General features: G+C 66.3%; 14 protein-coding genes. 5 read left to right on the top strand and 9 right to left on the bottom strand.

All coding sequences use genetic code 11. The features are described from left to right. Positions 1-19: 19 nt before the first annotated feature. Positions 20-1,138, bottom strand: a complete 1,119-nt coding sequence (locus K225_RS0114215; protein ID WP_034712783.1) for an ABC transporter substrate-binding protein — start codon at positions 1,136-1,138, stop codon at positions 20-22. A 209-nt stretch (positions 1,139-1,347) separates the two neighbouring features. On the opposite strand from K225_RS0114215, the gene K225_RS0114220 reads away from it, so the two are divergent. Beyond that, positions 1,348-7,302 carry an excinuclease ABC subunit UvrA gene (locus tag K225_RS0114220; RefSeq protein WP_026437041.1) on the top strand — a complete coding sequence of 1,985 codons (5,955 nt, stop codon included), beginning with the start codon at positions 1,348-1,350 and terminating at the stop codon, positions 7,300-7,302. Between the two features lie 158 nt (positions 7,303-7,460). Here K225_RS0114220 and K225_RS0114225 read toward each other — a convergent pair whose 3' ends face one another. From K225_RS0114225 to K225_RS0114245, 5 genes are all read right to left on the bottom strand, one after another. Continuing rightward, positions 7,461-9,290, bottom strand: a complete 1,830-nt coding sequence (locus K225_RS0114225) for a nitric oxide reductase activation protein NorD (RefSeq protein WP_026437042.1) — start codon at positions 9,288-9,290, stop codon at positions 7,461-7,463. Continuing rightward, complete coding sequence (locus tag K225_RS0114230; protein ID WP_026437043.1) at positions 9,290-10,330, bottom strand: 4Fe-4S binding protein; 1,041 nt, start codon at positions 10,328-10,330, stop codon at positions 9,290-9,292. Before K225_RS0114230 ends, K225_RS0114225 begins: the two co-directional genes overlap by 1 nt. Positions 10,331-10,412: 82 nt before the next feature. Then, positions 10,413-11,267, bottom strand: coding sequence for a CbbQ/NirQ/NorQ/GpvN family protein (locus K225_RS0114235; RefSeq protein ID WP_081679698.1), 855 nt, complete (start codon positions 11,265-11,267; stop codon positions 10,413-10,415). A gap of 2 nt (positions 11,268-11,269) precedes the next feature. After that, positions 11,270-12,703, bottom strand: coding sequence for a cbb3-type cytochrome c oxidase subunit I (locus K225_RS0114240; protein WP_026437045.1), 1,434 nt, complete (start codon positions 12,701-12,703; stop codon positions 11,270-11,272). A gap of 41 nt (positions 12,704-12,744) precedes the next feature. Beyond that, positions 12,745-13,170: a cytochrome c gene (locus K225_RS0114245; protein ID WP_026437046.1), complete on the bottom strand. Its 426-nt coding sequence runs from the start codon at positions 13,168-13,170 to the stop codon at positions 12,745-12,747. A 203-nt stretch (positions 13,171-13,373) separates the two neighbouring features. On the opposite strand from K225_RS0114245, the gene K225_RS0114250 reads away from it, so the two are divergent. The 4 genes from K225_RS0114250 to K225_RS0114265 all read left to right on the top strand — a co-directional run bounded on the left by K225_RS0114250 (position 13,374) and on the right by K225_RS0114265 (position 16,414). Continuing rightward, positions 13,374-14,033, top strand: coding sequence for a cytochrome c oxidase subunit 3 family protein (locus K225_RS0114250; RefSeq protein WP_238323238.1), 660 nt, complete (start codon positions 13,374-13,376; stop codon positions 14,031-14,033). A gap of 11 nt (positions 14,034-14,044) precedes the next feature. Then, positions 14,045-14,314 (top strand): cytochrome C oxidase subunit IV family protein, encoded by a 270-nt coding sequence (locus K225_RS0114255; RefSeq protein WP_026437048.1) that lies wholly within the window; start codon positions 14,045-14,047, stop codon positions 14,312-14,314. Between the two features lie 104 nt (positions 14,315-14,418). Further along, the gene (gene ppk2, locus K225_RS0114260; RefSeq protein ID WP_026437049.1) at positions 14,419-15,336 is read left to right on the top strand and encodes a polyphosphate kinase 2; all 918 of its coding nucleotides are present in this window, start codon (positions 14,419-14,421) and stop codon (positions 15,334-15,336) included. Positions 15,337-15,448: 112 nt separating this feature from the next. Further along, positions 15,449-16,414 carry a tripartite tricarboxylate transporter substrate binding protein gene (locus K225_RS0114265; RefSeq protein ID WP_026437050.1) on the top strand — a complete coding sequence of 322 codons (966 nt, stop codon included), beginning with the start codon at positions 15,449-15,451 and terminating at the stop codon, positions 16,412-16,414. Between the two features lie 78 nt (positions 16,415-16,492). Here the strand turns inward: K225_RS0114265 and K225_RS20860 are convergent, their stop codons facing one another. Genes K225_RS20860 through K225_RS0114280 form a run of 3 tightly spaced genes read right to left on the bottom strand, consistent with a single transcriptional unit; the run spans position 16,493 to position 19,320 of the window. After that, positions 16,493-16,774 (bottom strand): hypothetical protein, encoded by a 282-nt coding sequence (locus K225_RS20860; RefSeq protein WP_034712785.1) that lies wholly within the window; start codon positions 16,772-16,774, stop codon positions 16,493-16,495. 57 nt (positions 16,775-16,831) lie between these two features. After that, a complete protein-coding gene (locus K225_RS0114275; RefSeq protein WP_026437051.1) occupies positions 16,832-17,662 on the bottom strand; it encodes an HAD-IIB family hydrolase in 831 nt (276 codons plus the stop codon). A gap of 23 nt (positions 17,663-17,685) precedes the next feature. Continuing rightward, on the bottom strand, positions 17,686-19,320 hold the full coding sequence (locus K225_RS0114280; protein WP_026437052.1) for a peptide chain release factor 3: 1,635 nt from the start codon (positions 19,318-19,320) through the stop codon (positions 17,686-17,688). Between the last annotated feature and the right edge of the window lie 476 nt (positions 19,321-19,796).

Consider the following 19,796-nt stretch of genomic DNA (forward strand, 5'->3'; position numbering starts at 1 on the left):
CGAGCAGCGGGGGCGGGTTTCAGCGGCGGAACTTGCCGTCCGTGCCGATGATGGCGAGATCGGCAAAGTCCAGGCCCGTGTGGTCGTCGGGTGCGTAGCTGATTTCAAGGCCGCCCAGATCGAACTTGCGCAGGCTCTCCAGTGCGGTCTGGATTTTTTCGCGGGTGGGCTTGGGGCCTGCGCGCTTGAGGCCTTCTACCAGCACTTTGGCGGCGGCGAAGCCTTCCAGCATGGCCGGGCTGATATCCCCGAGGCCCTTGGCTTTGGCCAGATCCTGGGCTTCTTTCACCATGGCGTAGGTCATGGCCCGTTCATTGGGGAACACCTGGGTCACGATCACGCCCCGCGCATTGGCCCCCAGGCTCTTGATGAAGCCGCTGGAAGCGTTGTTGGACAGCGTCACGATCTGCGCGGCCGAACCCGCCGTGCGCAGCGCATTGGCGGCATCGACCACCGCCGAACCCGAGGCCACCATCAGCACCGCCTGCGCGTCGGCCTTGGCCACCTTGGTGGCGATGGGCGTGAAGTCGGGCTTGGCGCGGTCGTACTTTTCGGACGCCACGGCCGTCAGCTTGGCGGCCGCCAGGCCCTTCTGCGCACCCTGGATGCCGTCGGCGCCAAAGCTGTCGTCCGCATACACCAGGGCCACGCGGCTGATGCCCATGGAGGTCAGGTGGGTGATCGCCTTTTCAGCCTCGCGCTGGTAGGTGGCGCGCACATTGAAGATGTATTTGCGTACCGGCTGGTGCAGCACCATGGCGCCGGTGGAAGGCGCCACCAGCGCCACGCCATGCTTGTCCAGCAGCGGCAGGATGGCCTCGGTGTGGGGCGTGCCCCGGTTGAGGAACAGGGCCGAGACGTTTTTGTCTTCGATCAGCGTGCGTGCGTTTTCTGCCGCCAGCTTGGGGTCGAACTTGTCATCCAGGGAGATCAGTTCGATCTTCTGGCCATTGACGCCGCCCTTGGCGTTGACGGCGTCCATGTACAGCAATGCACCGTCGGTGGTCTCCTTCACGCCAGCGGCCACCTGGCCCGTGAAGCCGGCCGTCTGGCCGATCAGGATCTGTGCATGGCTGGCCGCACTGGCTGCCAGCGCGAGGACCATGCCAGCCGCTCGCAGTTGCCATTGTTTTGTCATAACGGTCTCCTCTTGTTGTATGGGAGGCCGCAGTCTAAACCGATGTGTCGGGCCGGAACACCTGCTTTCCGCCAGCAACGGCTCCATGGCACCTGCTTTGTCCACGGCCAAAAGCGCCGCAGTGCGCCTCGGGGGTAATCGGCGCATGCAGGCGAAAACACCGAGTGCGTCTCTAGAATGTCCCGCCTCACACCCGAAAGACCGCCTCCATGACCCAGGGACTGATCCGTATCCGCGGCGCACGCCAGCACAACCTCAAGAACCTGGACCTGGACATCCGCACGGGCGAACTGACGGTGGTCACGGGCCCCAGCGGTTCAGGCAAGTCGAGCCTGGTCTTCGACACGCTGTATGCCGAGGGCCAGCGCCGGTATGTGGAAACCTTCAGCGCCTATGCGCGCCAGTTCCTGGACCGCATGGACAAGCCCGCCGTGGACAAGGTAGAGGGTGTGCCGCCGGCCATTGCCATCGACCAGACCAACCCGGTGCGCTCCAGCCGCTCCACCGTGGGCACGATGACGGAGCTGAACGACCACCTGAAGCTGCTGTTCGCACGCGCGGGGCAGCTGTTCGACAAGCAGACCGCACAGCCCGTCAGGCACGACTCGCCCGAGACCATCTATGCCGAGCTGGCCACGCGTTGCACCGCCGCCGGTGATCCACGCATCGTGTTGACCTTCCCGGTCGAACTCCCCGCCAACACCTCGGCCGAACAGGTGGAGCAATGGCTGTCCGCCAGCGGCTTCACCAAGGTGCAGGCCGAGCGCGAAATGGCTACCCCCACCGGCCCTCGCAGGGTGCTCGATGTGGTGGCGGACCGGTTCCGGCTGGGCCATGCCGAGAAGTCTCGGGTGATCGAGGCCATCGAGGTCGCGCTCAAGCGCGGCACAGGGCGGTTGAACGTGTACCGGCTGGTGGATGAGGGCGAGCCTGAGCTGTGGCGCTTTTCCACCGGCCTGCACTGCCCCGACAGCGACCTGCGCTACAGCGACCCCATCCCGTCGGCCTTCTCGTTCAATTCCGCCGTGGGCGCGTGTGACAGCTGCCGGGGTTTTGGCCGCGTGATCGGCGTGGATTACGGCCTCGTCATCCCCAACGACAAGCTCACGCTGCGTGCCGGGGCCATCAAGACCATCCAGACCCCCGCATGGAAAGAGGCCCAGGACGACCTCATGCGCCATGCCGAGACGGCCGGCATCCCGCGCGACACGCCCTGGAACAAGCTCACCGACGACCAGAAGAAATGGGTCATCCACGGTTCGCCGCACTGGAACGGCAAGTGGAACCAGCAGTGGTACGGCATCCAGCGGTTCTTTGAGTACCTGGAAAGCAAGGCCTACAAGATGCACATCCGCGTGCTCTTGTCCAAGTACCGCAGCTACACGCCGTGCCCCACCTGCGCGGGTGCGCGCCTCAAGACCGAGAGCCTGCTCTGGCGCATCGGCCGCAAGGAAGACGCCGACGCGGTGCTGGAGCCGCCGCTGCGCCGGGCCGCCCCAAGCGGCGGCAGCACCCTTGGGGGGCAGCGAGGACACGATAGTGCCGAGCGTGGGGGCCAACAGTTTCAGCGCTTCCTACCCGAGGGCGTGCAATGGTCGCGCGAGCAGCTCGAGGCGCTGCCGGGCCTGTGCCTGCACGACCTGATGCTGCTGCCCATAGCCCGCCTGCGCCAGTTCTTTGCGCGCATGCAGTTGCCCGTGGGTGACGATGCCAAGGGTGGCGATGCGCAGGCGCTCAAACTGCTGCACGAAGAAATCACCACGCGCCTCCAATACCTGTGCGACGTGGGCATTGGCTACCTCACGCTGGACCGCCAAAGCCGTACGCTGTCCGGCGGCGAGGTGCAGCGCATCAACCTGACCACGGCGCTGGGCACCAGCCTGGTCAACACGCTGTTCGTGCTGGATGAGCCCAGCATCGGCCTGCACCCGCGCGACATGCACCGCATCACCGAGGCCATGCTGCGCTTGCGCGATGCGGGCAACACCCTGGTGGTGGTGGAGCACGACCCGGCCGTGATGCTCGCGGCCGACCGCATGATCGACATGGGCCCCGGCCCCGGCCGCCTGGGCGGGCAGATCGTGTTCGACGGCACCACGGCCGATTTGCGCAAGGCCGACACGCTCACGGGTGCGTACCTGGGCGGGCGCAAGCATGTGGGCTTCGGCTTCAAGCGCATGGTGACCGACGCCACGCCGCGCCTCATCCTCGAAGGGGCACGCGAGCACAACCTGCGCGATGTGACGGTGGAATTCCCGCTGCAGCGCCTGGTCACGGTGACGGGCGTGAGCGGCTCCGGCAAGTCCAGCCTGATCCAGGACGTGCTGGCCCCCGCACTGCTGCGCCACTTCGGCAAGGCCACCGATGCGCCGGGCGCGCACGACCGCATGCTGGGCGCCGACCACCTGTCGGATGTGGTGTTCGTTGACCAGTCGCCGATTGGCAAGACGGCCCGCTCCAACCCCGTGAGCTATGTGGGTGCCTGGGACAGCATCCGCGAACTCTTCGCCGTGGCGCCGCTGTCCAAGCAGCGCAGCTACACCGCCGCCAAGTTCAGCTTCAACAGCGGCGACGGGCGCTGCCCCACCTGCGGCGGCTCGGGCTTCGAGCATGTGGAGATGCAGTTTTTGTCGGACGTGTACCTGCGCTGCCCGGACTGCGATGGCAAGCGCTACCGGCCCGAGATCCTGGAGATCGCCATCGAGCGGGGTGGACGGACCTTGAATGTGGCCGATGTGCTGGCGTTGACCGTGGCCGAAGCCGCAGCCTTGTTCGTCAACGACCGCGACGTGATCCGCGCGCTGCAGCCCATCGTGGACGTGGGGCTGGAATACGTGGCGCTGGGCCAGCCGGTGCCGACCTTGTCCGGCGGTGAAGCGCAGCGCCTCAAGCTGGCAGGCTTCCTGGCCGAGGCGGCGAAGACAGCCTCCAAATCCCGCCAAGCCGTCGCACGCAAGGGCACGCTGTTTTTATTCGACGAGCCCACCACGGGCCTGCACTTTGACGACATCGCCAAGCTCATGCGTGCGCTGCGCAAGCTCATCGATGCGGGGCACTCGCTCATCGTCATCGAGCACAACCTGGACGTGATCCGCGCGAGCGACTGGCTCATCGACCTGGGTCCCGAAGGCGGCGATGCGGGTGGCCTGATCGTGGCCGAGGGCACGCCCGAAGACGTGCGGGCGCATGCCACTTCACACACCGGGCAGGCGCTGCGCGACTACGAACTGGCGCTGGGCGTGGGCGGCCATTCGGTGCATGAAAAAGCCGCTGTACTGCGCCAATCGGAGCGACTTGCGCTCATGAATCAAGCGCCAGCGGCCAAAAATGCCATTGAGATCGTCAATGCCAAGGAACACAACCTCCAGAACCTGAGCGTGGACATCCCGCGCGGCCAATTCAACGTGGTGACGGGTGTGAGCGGCTCGGGCAAGTCCACGCTGGCGTTCGACATCCTGTTCAACGAAGGCCAGCGCCGCTACCTCGAATCGCTCAACGCCTATGCGCGTTCCATCGTGCAGCCGGCCGGGCGGCCGGAGGTGGATGCGGTCTACGGCATCCCGCCCACCGTCGCCATCGAGCAGCGCCTGTCACGCGGCGGGCGCAAGTCCACCGTGGGCACCACCACCGAGGTGTGGCACTTTCTGCGCCTCTTGTACGTCAAGCTTGGCACGCAGCACTGCGTCAAGGACGGCGCCGCCGTGCAGCCGCAGACGCCCGAGAGCATCGCCGCGCAATTGCTCACCCAGTTCCGCGGCCAGCACATCGGACTGCTGAGCCCCCTGGTGATGAACCGCAAGGGCGTGTACACCGAGCTGGCCGACTGGGCGCGCCCGCGCGGCTACACGCACCTGCGGGTGGACGGCAACTTCCTGCCCACCACCAATTTCCCGCGCATCGACCGCTTCAAGGAGCACACCATCGAGCTGCCCGTGGCCAGCCTCGATGTCTTGCCCGAGAACGAGGCTGCGTTGCGTGCAGCACTGGCGGATGCGCTCACGCACGGCAAGGGCGTGGTGCATGTGCTGAGCAGCATCGGCACATTGGCCGCCGCCATGGAGAGCGGAGCTGCCACCGCTGGCATAGGCCAGCTGCAGGCGTTCTCCACCAAGCGTGCCTGCCCCGTGTGCGCCACCAGCTATGCCGAGCTGGACCCGCGCCTTTTCTCCTACAACAGCAAGCACGGCTGGTGCCCCGACTGCGTGGGCACGGGCGTCAAGCTCACCAAGGACCAGCGCAAGGTGTTCGACGACTCGGTGCAGGACGACAAGGAAAAAGGCCGCGAGCAGACCTTTGCCGAGCCCGAGGTGGAAGACCTGGCCGATACCGCATGCCCGAGCTGCAGTGGCACGCGGCTCAATCCCACGGCCCGCGCCGTGCGGTTTGCGGGCGTGGGCATCACCGACATTGCAGCCCTGTCCGTCACGGACGTGCGCCGCTGGGTGGAATCCTTGCGCACCGAAGGCGGCATGACGGCCCGCGAGGCCGACATCGCGCGCGACCTGGTGCCAGAGATCCAGAGCCGCCTCGAATTCCTCGAAGAAGTGGGCCTGGGCTACCTCACGCTGGACCGGGGCGCGCCCACGCTCAGCGGTGGCGAGGCCCAGCGCATCCGCCTGGCAGCGCAGCTGGGCAGCAACCTGCAGGGCGTGTGCTACGTGCTCGACGAGCCCACCATCGGCCTGCATGCGCGCGACAACCAGATTTTGCTCAACGCCCTGCACAAGCTCGGCGACAAGGGCAACACGCTGGTGGTGGTGGAGCACGACGAGGACACGATCCGCCGCGCCGACCACATCATCGACATCGGCCCCAGCGCGGGCAAGCGCGGCGGGCGCCTGGTGGCGCAGGGCAGCGTGGCCGACATCACGGGCGCCGAAGATTCGCAAACCGGCCGCTACCTGCTGCACGCCATGAAGCACCCGCTGCAACTGCGCCGCAGCATGGTGGCCAGCGAGGTCAGCGCCGAGGCCACGGCGGCTTTCGCCCAGGCCGAGGCGGCAGCGCCAACCGGTCGGCAGAGCGCGGCAGTGAAGAAGCGCGCCGCCCAGGCTGCAGCGCTGGCCGCCGACGCACTCGCCGAGGCCAGGGAGCGCGCCGCCATGCGCTGGCTCACGGTGCATGGCGCGCAGCTGCACAACCTGCAGAACGTGACGGCCACCGTGCCCTTGCACCGCCTGGTGGCGGTGACGGGCGTGAGCGGCTCGGGCAAGTCCACGCTGGCGCGCGACGTGCTGCTGGCCAACGTGCAGGCCTGGGTGCAGCAGCGCAGTACCAAGGCGGGCCGTGATGCGATGGACGCAGGCAAGGCGCCGCCACTGGTGGGTTGCACGGGCCTGTCGGGCTTCGAGAGCATCGACCGCGTGCTCGAAGTGGACCAGACGCCGATTGGCAAGACCCCGCGCAGCTGCCCCGCCACCTACATCGGCTTCTGGGACACCATCCGCAAGCTGTTTGCCGAAACGCTGGAGGCCAAGGCACGCGGCTACGCGGCCGGGCGCTTTTCCTTCAACACCGGCGAAGGCCGCTGCGCGAGCTGTGAAGGCGCGGGCGTGCGCACGATCGAGATGAGCTTTTTGCCCGACGTGAAGGTACCCTGCGAGACCTGCCACGGCGCGCGCTTCAACCCCGAGACGCTGGCCGTGACCTGGCGCGGCAAGAGCATTGGCGACGTGCTGCAGATGGAGGTGGACGAGGCCGTGGGCTTCTTTGCCACCATGCCCAGCATCGCGCACCCGCTGCAGCTGCTCAAGGACGTGGGCCTGGGCTACCTCACGCTGGGCCAGCCCTCGCCCACGCTGTCCGGCGGCGAGGCGCAGCGCATCAAGCTCGTGACCGAGCTCACCAAGGTGCGCGACGAGGTCGGCCGCCGGGGCCAGAAGGCGCCGCACACGCTGTATGTGCTGGACGAACCCACCGTGGGCCTGCACATGGCCGACGTGGACAAGCTCATCCGCGTGCTGCACCGCCTGGTCGATGGCGGCCACAGCGTGGTGGTGATCGAGCACGACCTCGATGTGATCGCCGAGGCCGACTGGATCCTGGACCTGGGACCGGAGGGCGGCAATGCGGGTGGCCGCATCGTGGCGGCGGCCACGCCGGAAGGCGTGGTGGCGGCAGGCACGCACACCGGCAAGGCCCTGGCAGCCGTGCTGGCGCGCTGACCGCGCGGATGTGACCCACCCTGTTCGATGGGACGCATCCCTGGGTGCTGCGCATGCTCGCGCTGCTGGCCAGGCGCTGGATTGCCGCCGGGGCGGGGTGCGATGCCGATGTGCGGGCGCAGGGCGCCGAGCAATGCGCCAGCGCGTGCCGCAGGGCTTCAGCGCGCCAGCGTCACCCAGGCCTGCGTGAGGCGCTGCACCAGATCCTGGGGGCGCCGCACCAGCGCATAGCCCTGGCTGCCAAACAGCATGGGCAGGTACTCGTGGGCTTCCTGGTCGATGGTGACGCAAAACGGGATCAGGCCCGCATCGCGCGCTTCCTGCACCGCATGGCGGGTGTCTTCCAGGCCATAGCGGCCTTCATAGATGTCGAGATCGTTGGGCTTGCCGTCGGTCAGCACCAGCAGCAGACGCTGGCGCTCGGGGCGCGCACCCAGGCGGCGGGTGGCGTCGCGTACCGCAGCGCCCATGCGGGTATAGAAACCGGGCTTGAGTGCCCCCACCCGGGAGCGCACGGTGTCGTTCCAGCGCTCGCCAAAGCCCTTGATGTGCTGGATGCGCACATGCTGGCGCCGCACCGAGCTGAAGCCCAGCATTTCAAAGGCATCGCCCGTGCCGGAGAGCGCTTCGCCAAACACATACAGCGCATCGCGGATCACGTCGATCACGCGGGCGTGGTCGGTGGCGTAGGCGTCGGTGGAGAGTGACAGGTCGGCCAGCAGCAGCGTGGCCAGGCTGCGTTCAGCGCGCTGGCGCCGGATGTACACCGGGGGCGAGTCACTGTGCTGCACGCCACCTTGCGATTCGGTCTGAAAGCGCACCCAGGCATCGATGTCGAATTCGTCGCCGGTTGTCTGGCCGCCCTGCCAGCGGGGTGCGGCGCGCAGCACTTCCAGGCGCCGGCGCACGCGCCGCGCCGTGGCGCGCAGGGCCTGCGGTGGCACATAAGGCGTGCCGGGCCGTGCGACCGAGCATTGCACCGAGCAGTGCTCGGGCTGCAGAACGCTGCGGCGCCAGTCCCATTCGGGGGTCTTGCGGCCGGGGCCCAGGGGCAGGTCGTCGGCCGAGGCGCTGGGCAGGTCCAGGTCGAACTTGATGCGCGAGGCCGTGGTCTGCTCGCCGCGCGCCAGCGACAAGGTGTCCATGTCGTTGGCGGCTGCGGTGGCGTTGGGATCGACTTCATCGTCGGTGCCACGGTCGAGGCGGATCAGCTCGCTCCAGGTGGTGATGGACTCGGTCTTGGCTGCGACCAACAGCGGGTTGCGGGCCTCTTTCTGTTCTACACGGCGCGAGCGGCGGCGCGACTTGCTTTCGGCATCGGGTGCGCCGTCAGGGCGCTCGCCCGTGCCGTCGCCGGTGTGGCTGGATGTGCCCGCCGCGGCGTTGCCCAGGCCGGCCGTCAACCAGAGCCAGACCGGGGCGACCTGCTGCGGCTCCACGAAGAGCGGACCGTGGTCATCGCCGCGCAGGGCTGCCTGCACGGCCGCTTCGAAGGGTGCTGCGTCGGCGCGCAGGCGGGCCAGGGGGGGGCGCTGGGCGAGGTGCGCTTGCGCCAGGCGCGCGTGGGAGCTGCGCAGGCCGGCAAAGCGCTGCAGCGCCCGTGCCGTGGCGGCGCGGTTGTCGGCAATCCAGTCGCCCGTGGGTTCAAACACGGCGGCCAGCGCGGCCAGCCAGAGGTAGAGTTCGCGGTTGAGTTCGCGCTGGTCAAACACCGCCACCTGGGCGGGCAGGGCCAGGGTTTCCCAGTCGAGAACCGGCAGGGGCACGCGGATGCCGCTGCCGGCCAGGCGTTGCAGCCAGCCGCGCGGCCCGCCATGGCGGCTGTCGGCCACCGGGGTCACGCGCACGGCGGCGTCACCGCCGCCGGCGCGGTAGAGCAACGCAATGCTGCGGCGCATTTCTTCCAGGGTGACCTGTACATGGGTACGGTCAGGCTCCGCGGCGCGGGTGACGGCGCGGTGCCACCACTGGCCAATCCATTCTTCCATCAGTGCTGCTCCTCGCGCCGCTGGCGCAGGGTTTCACGCACGGCGTCCAGGCCCACCTTCCATTCAAGGGTAGGGGTGCGACCCTGGGCGGTCTGCGTGGTATCGCATGCGGACAGGCACTGGCCGCACTGCACACAGGCAAACATCATGCGCTTGATGTTGCGCGGGTTCAGGCGCATGGGGCAGGCGTGGTCGCAGGCGCTGCCGCGTGGCGCGTCGCAGGTCTTGCATTCGCGTGCACGGCTGCGCGTGAACGACACCACCATCGCCTTGGGGTTGGCCATCCAGGCGACGCTTTGGAACAGGCCCACGGCACAGCCGTAGCGGCAAAAAAGGTGTCGCGCGAGGGTGAATTCGAGGGTGAAGACCAGCGTGCCCACGGCCAGAAAGCGCGCCTGGTTGGGGGTGAGCGTGCCGTGCACCAGGTTGCCCCAGACCATGGCGGGCGGCAGCAGATAGGTGAGCAGCGTGATGGCCCAGACAAAGCCAAAGACCAGGCAGGCCGCCAGAAACACCGGCCACCAGCGCTTGTCGGCGGTGCGGCCGGGGCGCGGCGTGGGGGATTTGTCCCACACGCTGAGCTTGCCGGTGGCACGGTGCAGCAGGTCGTTGAGGGTTTCGACCAGCGAAAAATGGGGGCACAGCCAGCCGCAGTACAGCCGGCCAAAGTGGTAGGCCACGGCCAGAAAACCGACCACCAGGGTGAGCACGGGAAGGATGCCGCGCCAGGTGATGGACCATGCCGTTTGCATGGCGCTGGCCTCGCCGCGCATGAATGCATCAATGCCCAGGGACCAGCGAAACCCCAGTACCCACAACTGGGTCTCGGTGAGGTCAAAGCGCAGCAGGTTCAGCGCGGGGGCCAGCAAGAAAATGGCGAAAAAGGAGAGCTGGAACCAGCGCCGGCGCCGCTGCAGCTGCTGGGTGGCGGGCTGCGCAGCGGGTGCACTGCCGCCCTGCGTGCTGCCGGCCCTGGCGGCTCCGGTGGAGCAACCGGAGGCACTGGCACAGCTGGAACAGTCATTCCTCTCCCAGACCATCCGTGTCGTTGCTGCTTCGCCTTGCCGTGCTGCAGCACTGTCTGCGGCTTCGCGCCTAGACACGATTGCTCTGGAAACGGAGTTAGTCGTCATCGCCCACCACGGCGCGCACCACCTCGTTGAGTGCGAGCAGGGTCTCGGTGTCGTCGGTCAGCGCCTCCACCACGGCGGCTCGGCAGGCTTCGCGCAGGGGCAGGCCCGAAGCGACCAGGCGCGCCGCCATGACCAGCAGGCGGGTGCTGGCGGTTTCTTCCAGATCGTGGTCGGTGAGGCGGCGCAGGGCCTGTGCGAGTTGCACCAGGCGCGCGGCCAGTGCCGGTGAGGCGTGGCCTTCGTGCTCCAGGATGGCGCGCTCGACCGCAGGGGCCGGATAGTCCAGCGCCAGCGCGGTGAAGCGTTGGCGTGTGCTGGGCTTGAGGCCCTTGAGCAGATTCTGGTAACCCGGGTTGTAGGAGATGACGAGCATGAACTCGGGCGGCGCCTTGAGCAGCTCGCCCGTGCGCTCGATGGGCAGCAGGCGCCGGTCGTCGGCCAGCGGGTGCAGCACGACGGTGGTGTCCTTGCGGGCCTCCACCACTTCGTCCAGGTACAAAATGGCGCCTTCGCGCACGGCGCGGGTGAGCGGTCCGTCGGCCCAGACGGTGTTGCCCTGTCCGATCAGATGGCGACCGACGAGGTCGGCCGCGCTCAGGTCGTCGTGGCACGAAACAGTGATCAGGGGGCGCGCCAGGCGCGCCGCCATGTGCTCGACAAAACGGGTCTTGCCGCAGCCCGTGGGGCCTTTGATCAGCAGCGGCAGCTGCTGGGTGAAGCAGTGTTCGAAGAGCGCGCACTCAGCGCCCTGTTGCGCATAGAACGGGGCCCCACCCGCGGGCCGCAGGCCCGGGCCAGTGCGGGTGTCCGGAGCCGGCGAAACCGCAGTGTGGGTATGTTCCATGGTCAGGCCCGCTGTGTGCGGCCACCAGGAATGGCGGCCACTTCCTGTTCATCGGCGGCCGGGCCAATGAAGAAGCTCGACAGGTAGGTCAGCAGACCGATCAGGAACATCACGCCACCGGCCACACGCACCCAGTAGAAGAATGCCAGCTGGTCCTGGGTGGCCATGAAGGACATGGCTGCGCCGCTGGCCGGCATGCGCTGCAGCCACACCTGGAGGATGCCCGCGCCGCTGAGTGCCAGCACCATCACGGCCATGCCGATGCTCATGATCCAGAAGCTCCACATCTCGGCACGCTGGGCGCGCATGGGGTTGGCTTCGCGGCCGCGCATCAGCGGCATGGAGTAGCTGATCAGGGCCAGCACCACCAGCACATAGGCGCCGTAGAAAGCCAGGTGACCGTGGGCCGCAGTGACTTGCGAGCCGTGCGTGTAGTAGTTGACCCAGCTCAGCGTGTGGATGAAGCCCCAGACGCCTGCGCCCAGGAAGGCGATGACGGCGGTGCCCACAGCCCACAGCACGGCGGCCTGGTTGGGGTGTTCGCGGCGGCGGCGCTGCACCATGTTGAAGGCAAACAGCGTCATCATGAAGAACGGAATGGGTTCGAGTGCGGAGAACACGCCACCCACCCAGTGCCAGTAGCCCGGCAAGCCGATGAAGTAGAAGTGGTGACCCGTGCCCAGAATGCCCGAGATCAGCGCGAAGGCGACGATCATGTACATCCACTTGTCGATCACTTCACGGTCGACCCCGGTGGTCTTGATGAGCACAAAGGCCAGCAGAGAGGCCATGATCAGTTCCCAGGTGCCTTCCACCCACAGGTGCACCACGAACCACCAGTACATCTTGTCGCGCACCAGGTTGCTGGGGTTGACGAAGCTGAACAGGAACAGCAGCGCCAGGCCCCACAGGCCGAGCAGCAGCACCAGGGTGATGGCGGTCTTGCGGCCCTTCAGCACGGTCATGCTGATGTTGAACAAAAAGCCCAGCGCCACGACCACGATGCCGACCTTGGTGGGCAGGGGTTGCTCCAGGAATTCGCGCCCCATGGTGGCCAGCAGGTCGTTGCCGGTCATCTGCGCCAGCGTGGCATAGGGCACCAGCAGGTAGCCCAGGATGGTGGCAGCGCCGGCAGCCAGGAAGATCCAGAACAGTATCTTGGCGAAGAGGGGGCTCCAGAGTTCGGTTTCACTCTCTTCGGGCACCATGTAGTAGGCGGCGCCCATGAAGCCGAACAGCAGCCACACGATCAGCAGGTTGGTGTGAACCATGCGGGCGATGTTGAAGGGAATGGCCGGGAACATCAGGTCACCGATCACGTATTGCAGGCCGAGCGTCAGACCGAAGAGGATCTGGCCGGTGAACAGTCCCAGCGCCGCGATGAAATACAGCTTGGCGACCGACTGCGATTGGTATTTGAGGGTTGCGGGTTGCATTTTTGTGTCCTTGAATGTGAGATCTCAGTGCACTGAGATGCTTACCCTTCGATATTGGGTGGCCACTTCTCGGCATCGATGCCATTGGTCCACCGCAGGAACTCGACCAGATCGTCCAGCTGGGCTTCGGTGAAGTTGAACTGCGGCATCTGCCGGCGCCCCGGCGTGTGCGTGGGCATGGCCTTCATCCAGCCCTTGATGAAATCCGGGCCCCGGCGGGTATAGACGTTACCCAGCTCCGGTGCGAAATATGCCCCTTCGCCCAGCAGCGTATGGCAGCCGATGCAGTTGCGCGTCTCCCAGAGATGCTTGCCGCGGACAACGGCCTCCGTGATTTCGCCCGACTTGGAGCGCTCGGGGATCTTGGTCTCGGTGTGGAAAATGAGACTCGCAAACACGAGCACGAAAAAGACCGTGCCCCCGTAGAAAATGTTGCGCGCCATCTGGCTCGTGAAGCCTTGACTCATGGTGTACCTCATGCAGTGATGAATCCGCATCGTAATGACTTAGCGGGCCGAATGGTTGATTAGAATCAATAAGATTCATTCGGAATGAATCTTACATTGATCCAGCGCCTCTGAGTGCATTGCGCGAAAAGAATGTCAATCCGGAGTTGCTTGCGTGCAACTCCCCCGCGAACGGCGGCGGACCGTCAGACAGGATGTGTTTCATGCATGACCCTATTTCCTCGACTTATCCACCTGCGGGCCGGGTGGCGCCCCCGGTGTCGGGTGCTGCCGGCGGTGTTGGCCCCCGTGCACCTTTGCAGGAGGCCGCGCCCAGGCTCCGTGGTGACCTGGGGGTCTGGCTGGTCATCCTGTTGGAGCTGCTGACCTTTGCCATCCTCTTTGTGTCCTTTGCCTTTGCCCGTACACGGGAGGTGGCGCTTTTCAATGCCTCGCAAGCCACGCTCAACCTGAACGCCGGTGCGCTCAACACCGTGCTGCTGATCTCGGGCAGCTGGTGCGTGGCCAGCGCGGTGGCCGCCGTGCGGCGCGACGCCTCGGCGGTGGGCGCGCGCTGGCTGCTGGGAGCGCTGGCCTGCGGGGGCGGCTTTGTGGTGGTCAAGCTGGGCGAATACGCGCAGAAGCTGGCCGCTGGTGTGGACCTGTCGACCAATACTTTCTACATGTTCTACATCCTCTTGACCGGCTTCCACTTCCTGCATGTGGTGGTGGGCATGCTGGCGCTGGGCTATCTGTGGGTGAAAACGCGGCGCGGGCGCTACGGCAGCCATGATTGCCACGCCCTGGAAACGGGGGCCGCGTTCTGGCACATGGTCGATCTGCTGTGGATCGTGTTGTTTCCGCTGGTTTATGTGATGCGTTGAGGACCGTGAAAATGCGTGCTCTTTCTCTCACCCGGATCTGGTGGATCTTGCTGGCCATCACCGCCGCCACTTACTGGATTGGCGAGGCGGGCCTGACCGGCCACGGCTCCATGGGGCCTGTGCTGGCCATGTTTGCCCTGGCTTTTGCCAAGGGCTTGCTGGTGTGCCTGGATTTTCTCGAGCTGCGGCATGCGCCCGCCTTGTGGCGCTGGCTGGTGGCGGGCTGGCTGGCGCTGGTGCTGGCGCTGATCGTGCTGGCGTACTGGATCGGCTTGCCATAAAGGCGCGGAGGCGGGGGGGTGACCACGAACGGCATCATTCCATTGACATGGGGATGTCATGGGGTGTTGGCAGCATGGCCTGTTCTTTCTAGGACCCCATTCCCATGACGCTGCCCAGTGCACTGAATGACCACGACGACCTGATGCGGCGCATCGCGAGCGACCTGGTGGACAGCTACGACGAAGAGATCGAACTGGAGCTGGAAGACCGCGGCCTCGACGAACTGGAAGGCCGCCATGTCGCCGACCGGGGGGAGCGCCAGGCCTATTTCAGGGAGCTGTTTCGCCTGCAGGGCGAGCTGGTCAAGCTCCAGGACTGGGTGCAGCACACGCGCAAGAAAGTGGTGATCCTGTTCGAGGGGCGCGATGCCGCCGGCAAGGGCGGTGTCATCAAACGCATCACCCAGCGCCTGAACCCGCGTGTGGTGCGCGTGGCCGCGCTGCCTGCGCCCAACGACCGCGAGCGCACGCAGTGGTACTTCCAGCGCTATGTGGCGCACCTGCCCGCCGCAGGCGAGATGGTGCTGTTCGACCGCAGCTGGTACAACCGCGCGGGTGTCGAGCGCGTGATGGGTTTTTGCACCGACGACGAATACGAAGAGTTCTTCCGCACCGTGCCCGAGTTCGAGAAGATGCTCGTGCGCTCGGGCATCACGCTCATCAAGTACTGGTTTTCCATCACCGACGACGAGCAGCACCTGCGCTTTCTGGGCCGCATCCACGACCCGCTCAAGCAGTGGAAACTGAGCCCCATGGACCTGGAAAGCCGCGTGCGCTGGGAGGCCTACACCAAGGCCAAGGAAACCATGCTGGAGCGCACCCACATCCCCGAGGCGCCCTGGTGGGTGGTGCAGGCGGTGGACAAGAAAAAGGCGCGCCTGAACTGCATTGCGCACCTGCTGGACCAGCTGCCGTACCACGAAGTGCCGCACGCCCCGGTGGAGCTGCCTGCGCGGGAGCGCAACCCCGAATACCTGCGCCTGCCGGTGCCCGCCGAGATGTACGTACCCCAGCGGTACTGAGCGTGGTCTCCATCCGCTGCCGCCTTGGCGACAGCCGCTCAGTGCTTTCCTTAGTGCCGCGGCGCGGCCATTGCGCTCCAATGGGGGTTTTCCGTCTCTTGAGGATCGCCAGATGCAACGCCGACACATCATCCAATGGGGCGCAGCCGCCATGGCCGCCGCCTCCCTGGGCACCGCCAGCGCCCAGAACTTTCCGGTCAAGCCGATCAAGCTCGTGATCGCCTTCCCCGCAGGCGGCCCCACCGACATCACCATGCGCGTGCTGGCTGAAAACGCCGGCCGCATCCTGGGCCAGCCCGTGATCGTGGAAAACAAGCCCGGTGCCGGAGGCACGCTGCCGGCGCAAGCCTTGCAAGGGGTGGCGGCTGACGGCTACACCATCGCCCAGATTCCCCTGGGCGTGTTCCGCCTGCCCTACACCACCAAGATCAACTGGGACCCGGTCAAGGACATCAGCTATGTGCTCAACGTCACCGGCTATGCGTTCGGCATCGTGGTGCCGGCCGATTCACCACTGAAGACCTGGACGCACTTCGTGGCCTGGGCCAAGGCCAATCCGGGCAAGCTCAGCTATGGCTCGACCGGCACCATGACCAGCCCGCACCTGACGACCGAACTGATCGCGCAAAAGCTCGGTCTCGAACTGCTGCATGTGCCCTACAAGGGCAGTGCCGACCTGATGCAATCCATTCTGGGCGGCAACATCATGGCGGCAGCCGATTCCACGGGCTTTGCCCCGCAGGTCGAAGCGGGCAAGCTGCGCGTGCTCAACACCTGGGGCGCCGAACGTCTGGCCAAGTTTCCGGATGCGCCCACGCTCAAGGAACTGGGCCTGGACATCGTGCAGAACTCGCCGTTCGGCATCGGTGCGCCCAAGGGCACGCCAGCGCCCGTGGTCAAGCGCCTGCACGACGCGTTCAAGCAGGCCATGGAGCAAGAGAGCTATCGCACGGCGCTGGCGCGCTATGACATGGTGCCCATTTACATGGGCACGGCGGCGTACCAGAAGTTCGCGCAGGACACTTTTGCGCGCGAGAAGGCGCTGGTGGAGAAGCTGGGCCTGGCGAAGGTGCAGTAATGCTATTTGTTGGATAGCTATTTCCGCGGGTGTTGCGGGCGCAATGGCCAGAAAAGACGTCCAGTCTTTTCAGGCCGCTCAATCCAGGCCCAGTTCCCGGGCGTCTTCCAGGTGGGCATCCCAGGCCCCGCTGATGCGCGGGTCGGGATTGCGCGTCAGGTAGTTGCTGCCACGGGCGGCCCGCAAGATCAGTGCACCTCCGGCGGCGGCCTGCAGCGCGGCCGTGCCGCGGCGTTCCGAGCGCAGGGATACGGCGATCAGGGCCAGCCCAAGGCCGGCGACCATGAGATTCTCGCTGGGCAGGCGTGCCCGTGTCCGGTCGATGGCCTGCCAGTGTCGGAGTGTGTTGATCAAGTCCATGCCGAACTCTAGCGCAGCTTGGGTGTGCCGGGGCACCGCCGGCCTTGCCGGATGGCATCAATGTGTCGCCAGCACCGCGCGCGCGACCTCCGCAAAACCCGCGCCGCGCTCGCGCTGTGTCACGTAACGCGGCAGATGCGCCAGTTGCGGCACAAAGCGTGCAATGTTGGCCACACCCACGCTGTGGGGAAAATGCTGGAACATGAGCTGGTCGTTGGTGGAGTCGCCCACATACACCCAGCGGCCGATCTCTGCATCCAGGTCGCGCCCGAACAGTTCGCGCACGATCCAGCGGGCGCCTTCGAGCTTGTTGTGTGCGCCAAACCAGCCGTTGATGTGGATGCTGCTCACCGTGGCGTTCATGCCCGCGCTGCGCATGATGCGCAGCGCGTGGGCGATGGCGTCCTGCGGCAGATGGGTGAATTCGCTGTGATCGATGGCGATGTCGGTCTCGCGGCCCGGCGAGTCCGTGGCGCGGCGGGCGCCGGGCACCTCGCGCTCGATCTGCGCCAGAACCTGCTGCATGCGCGCGTAGTTGGCCACCCGCGTGGCAGGGTCCTGCTGGTATGTTTTTGAGAGCTGTCCGCGATGGTCCTGATTGGGTGGGAGCCCGCTTCCATTCAAGCCGTTGGCAACGCGCAGCAACGCCACGGCGCCGTTTTCCGCCACGATGGCATCCACGGGCCAGGTGGCGGCAAATGGCTCGCTCCAGCCCACGGGCCGGCCGGTGATGGGGATCACATGCAGGCCGCCGGCCTGGAGCGCCGCCAGGGCCTGGAGCGCATCGGGCGTGATGGCGCCGTCGGTGGTCAGGGTGTCGTCGATGTCGGTGAAAACGCCCAGCAGTTGCCCAGGCGCCGGCACCGGCCATTCGCTCAGGGCGCGCATCCATGCCGTCATGGCCACCGCTGTCAGTGGTTGCTGTCCAGCGCCAGGCCCGCGTGCTCGCGCAGCGGATGGAAGTGGATTTTCGGAAACCGCTCCTGCGCCAGCCGCACGTCATACGGCGAGGTGCACAGGTAGGCCAATGCGTTGGCCGCATCGTGCGACAGGCGCATGGGATAGGCGTCGGTGAAGGCGCGCAGGTCGGCCGGGCTGTCGGCGGTGATCCAGCGCGCGCCGGTGTACTGGCAGCCTTCCAGGCGCACATCGGCGTCGTATTCGGCCTTCAGGCGGTGCTGCACCACTTCAAACTGCAGCTGGCCCACGGCGCCCAGCAGCATAGGGCCGCCCACGTCGGGCCGGAAGACCTGGATGGCGCCTTCCTCGCCCAGCTGCGCCAGGCCCTGCTGCAGCTGCTTGGTGCGCAGCGGGTTCTTCAGGATGACGGTCATGAACAGCTCGGGCGCGAAGAACGGCAGCCCCGTGAACTGCAGGTTGGCGCCGTCGGTGATCGTGTCCCCCAGCTGCACGCCGCCGTGCGTGGTAAAGCCGATGATGTCGCCCGCGTAGGCCTCTTCCACCGCCTCGCGGCGCTGGCTCATGAAGGTCACCACGCTGGTCGGGCGCAGTTCCTTGGCGGTGCGCTGCACCTTGAGCTTCATGCCAGGGGTGTACTTGCCCGAGGCCACGCGCACGAAGGCGATGCGGTCGCGGTGGTTGGCGTCCATGTTGGCCTGCACCTTGAAGACCACGCCGGCGAAGCCTTCGTCTTCGGGCTGGATGACTTTGACAACCGCTTGCTTGTTGACCTGCAGCGTGCTGGTGCGCGGGCCGGGCGGGGGGGACATGTCCACCACGGCGTCCAGCACCTCCATCACGCCGAAGTTGTTCACGCCGGAGCCGAAGAACACGGGCGTGAGCTTGCCGGCCAGAAAATCTTCGCGGTTCCAGGCGGCCGAGGCGCCGACGGCCAGTTCCATGCTCTCCAGGGCATCGTCAAAGGTCTGGCCAAAGCGCTGGCGCAGCCGGTCGGCCTCGGCCAGCGGGATCACCTCGAAGTCTTTCGGGCCCCGGTCGCTGCCGGGGGTGAACACCGTCATGCTCTGCGTGCGCAGGTTGATGATGCCGCCAAAACTCTTGCCCTGGCCCACCGGCCAGGTGATGGGACAGCAGGGCATGCCCAGCTCGCGCTCGACCTCGTCCAGGATGTCCAGCGGGTCGCGCACCTCGCGGTCCATCTTGTTCACGAAGGTGATGATGGGCGTGTCGCGCTGGCGGCAGACCTCGATCAGGCGGCGCGTCTGCGCTTCCACGCCGTTGGCGGCGTCGATCACCATCAGGGCCGAGTCCACGGCGGTGAGCACGCGGTAGGTGTCTTCCGAGAAGTCCTTGTGGCCGGGCGTGTCGAGCAGGTTGATGACGTGGTCGCGGTACAGCATCTGCATGACCGAGCTGGCCACCGAGATGCCGCGCTGCTTTTCGATCTCCATCCAGTCCGACGTGGCGTGGCGGCTGGCCTTGCGGCCCTTGACGGCGCCAGCGATCTGGATCGCACCCGAGAACAGCAGCAGTTTTTCCGTCAACGTCGTTTTACCGGCGTCGGGGTGGGAAATGATGGCAAAGGTGCGGCGGCGCCGGGTTTCGGCAAGAAAGGGTGCGGACATGCAGGCGGGGGCCGCGCCCCGGGGCGGCGGCCAAGTCAAAAGGGTGGGTCAATCCGTGATTATCCCGCGCCGCTGACGTTGCGGTGGCCTGGCTGAAATGCACCTGCCTGGCGAGCATCGAAGCACCCTCGGCATAAGAGCCTTATATGGACGCCCCGAATAAGCCAAGCCCTCACTCACTGAAGTCAAGACAGTAAAGATTGCACCCGTATATCCGGACTTTCTGTGGCGCCAGCCACGGTCCCTGATGGGAGTCGCTGGTGAATGTCCTATCGGTTCAGCGCACTCGAAGTGCCATGCTCTTATCGGATTGCATCCACCACGGTCTGACCTGTCTTGCCATCACTGCATGATTGCTTGAGCAATCGGTGGTTTTCTCCTGCTCTTGTTTCTGGCCGCGGTTTTTGTGGCTCAGGCCTGCTCTCGCACGTAGCCTGGCTCATAGCTGCGATCGTGCGCCAGCAAGGCCCACACGA

This window comes from Acidovorax sp. JHL-9, assembly GCF_000426205.1.
Taxonomy (GTDB): Bacteria; Pseudomonadota; Gammaproteobacteria; order Burkholderiales; family Burkholderiaceae_C; genus Acidovorax; species Acidovorax soli.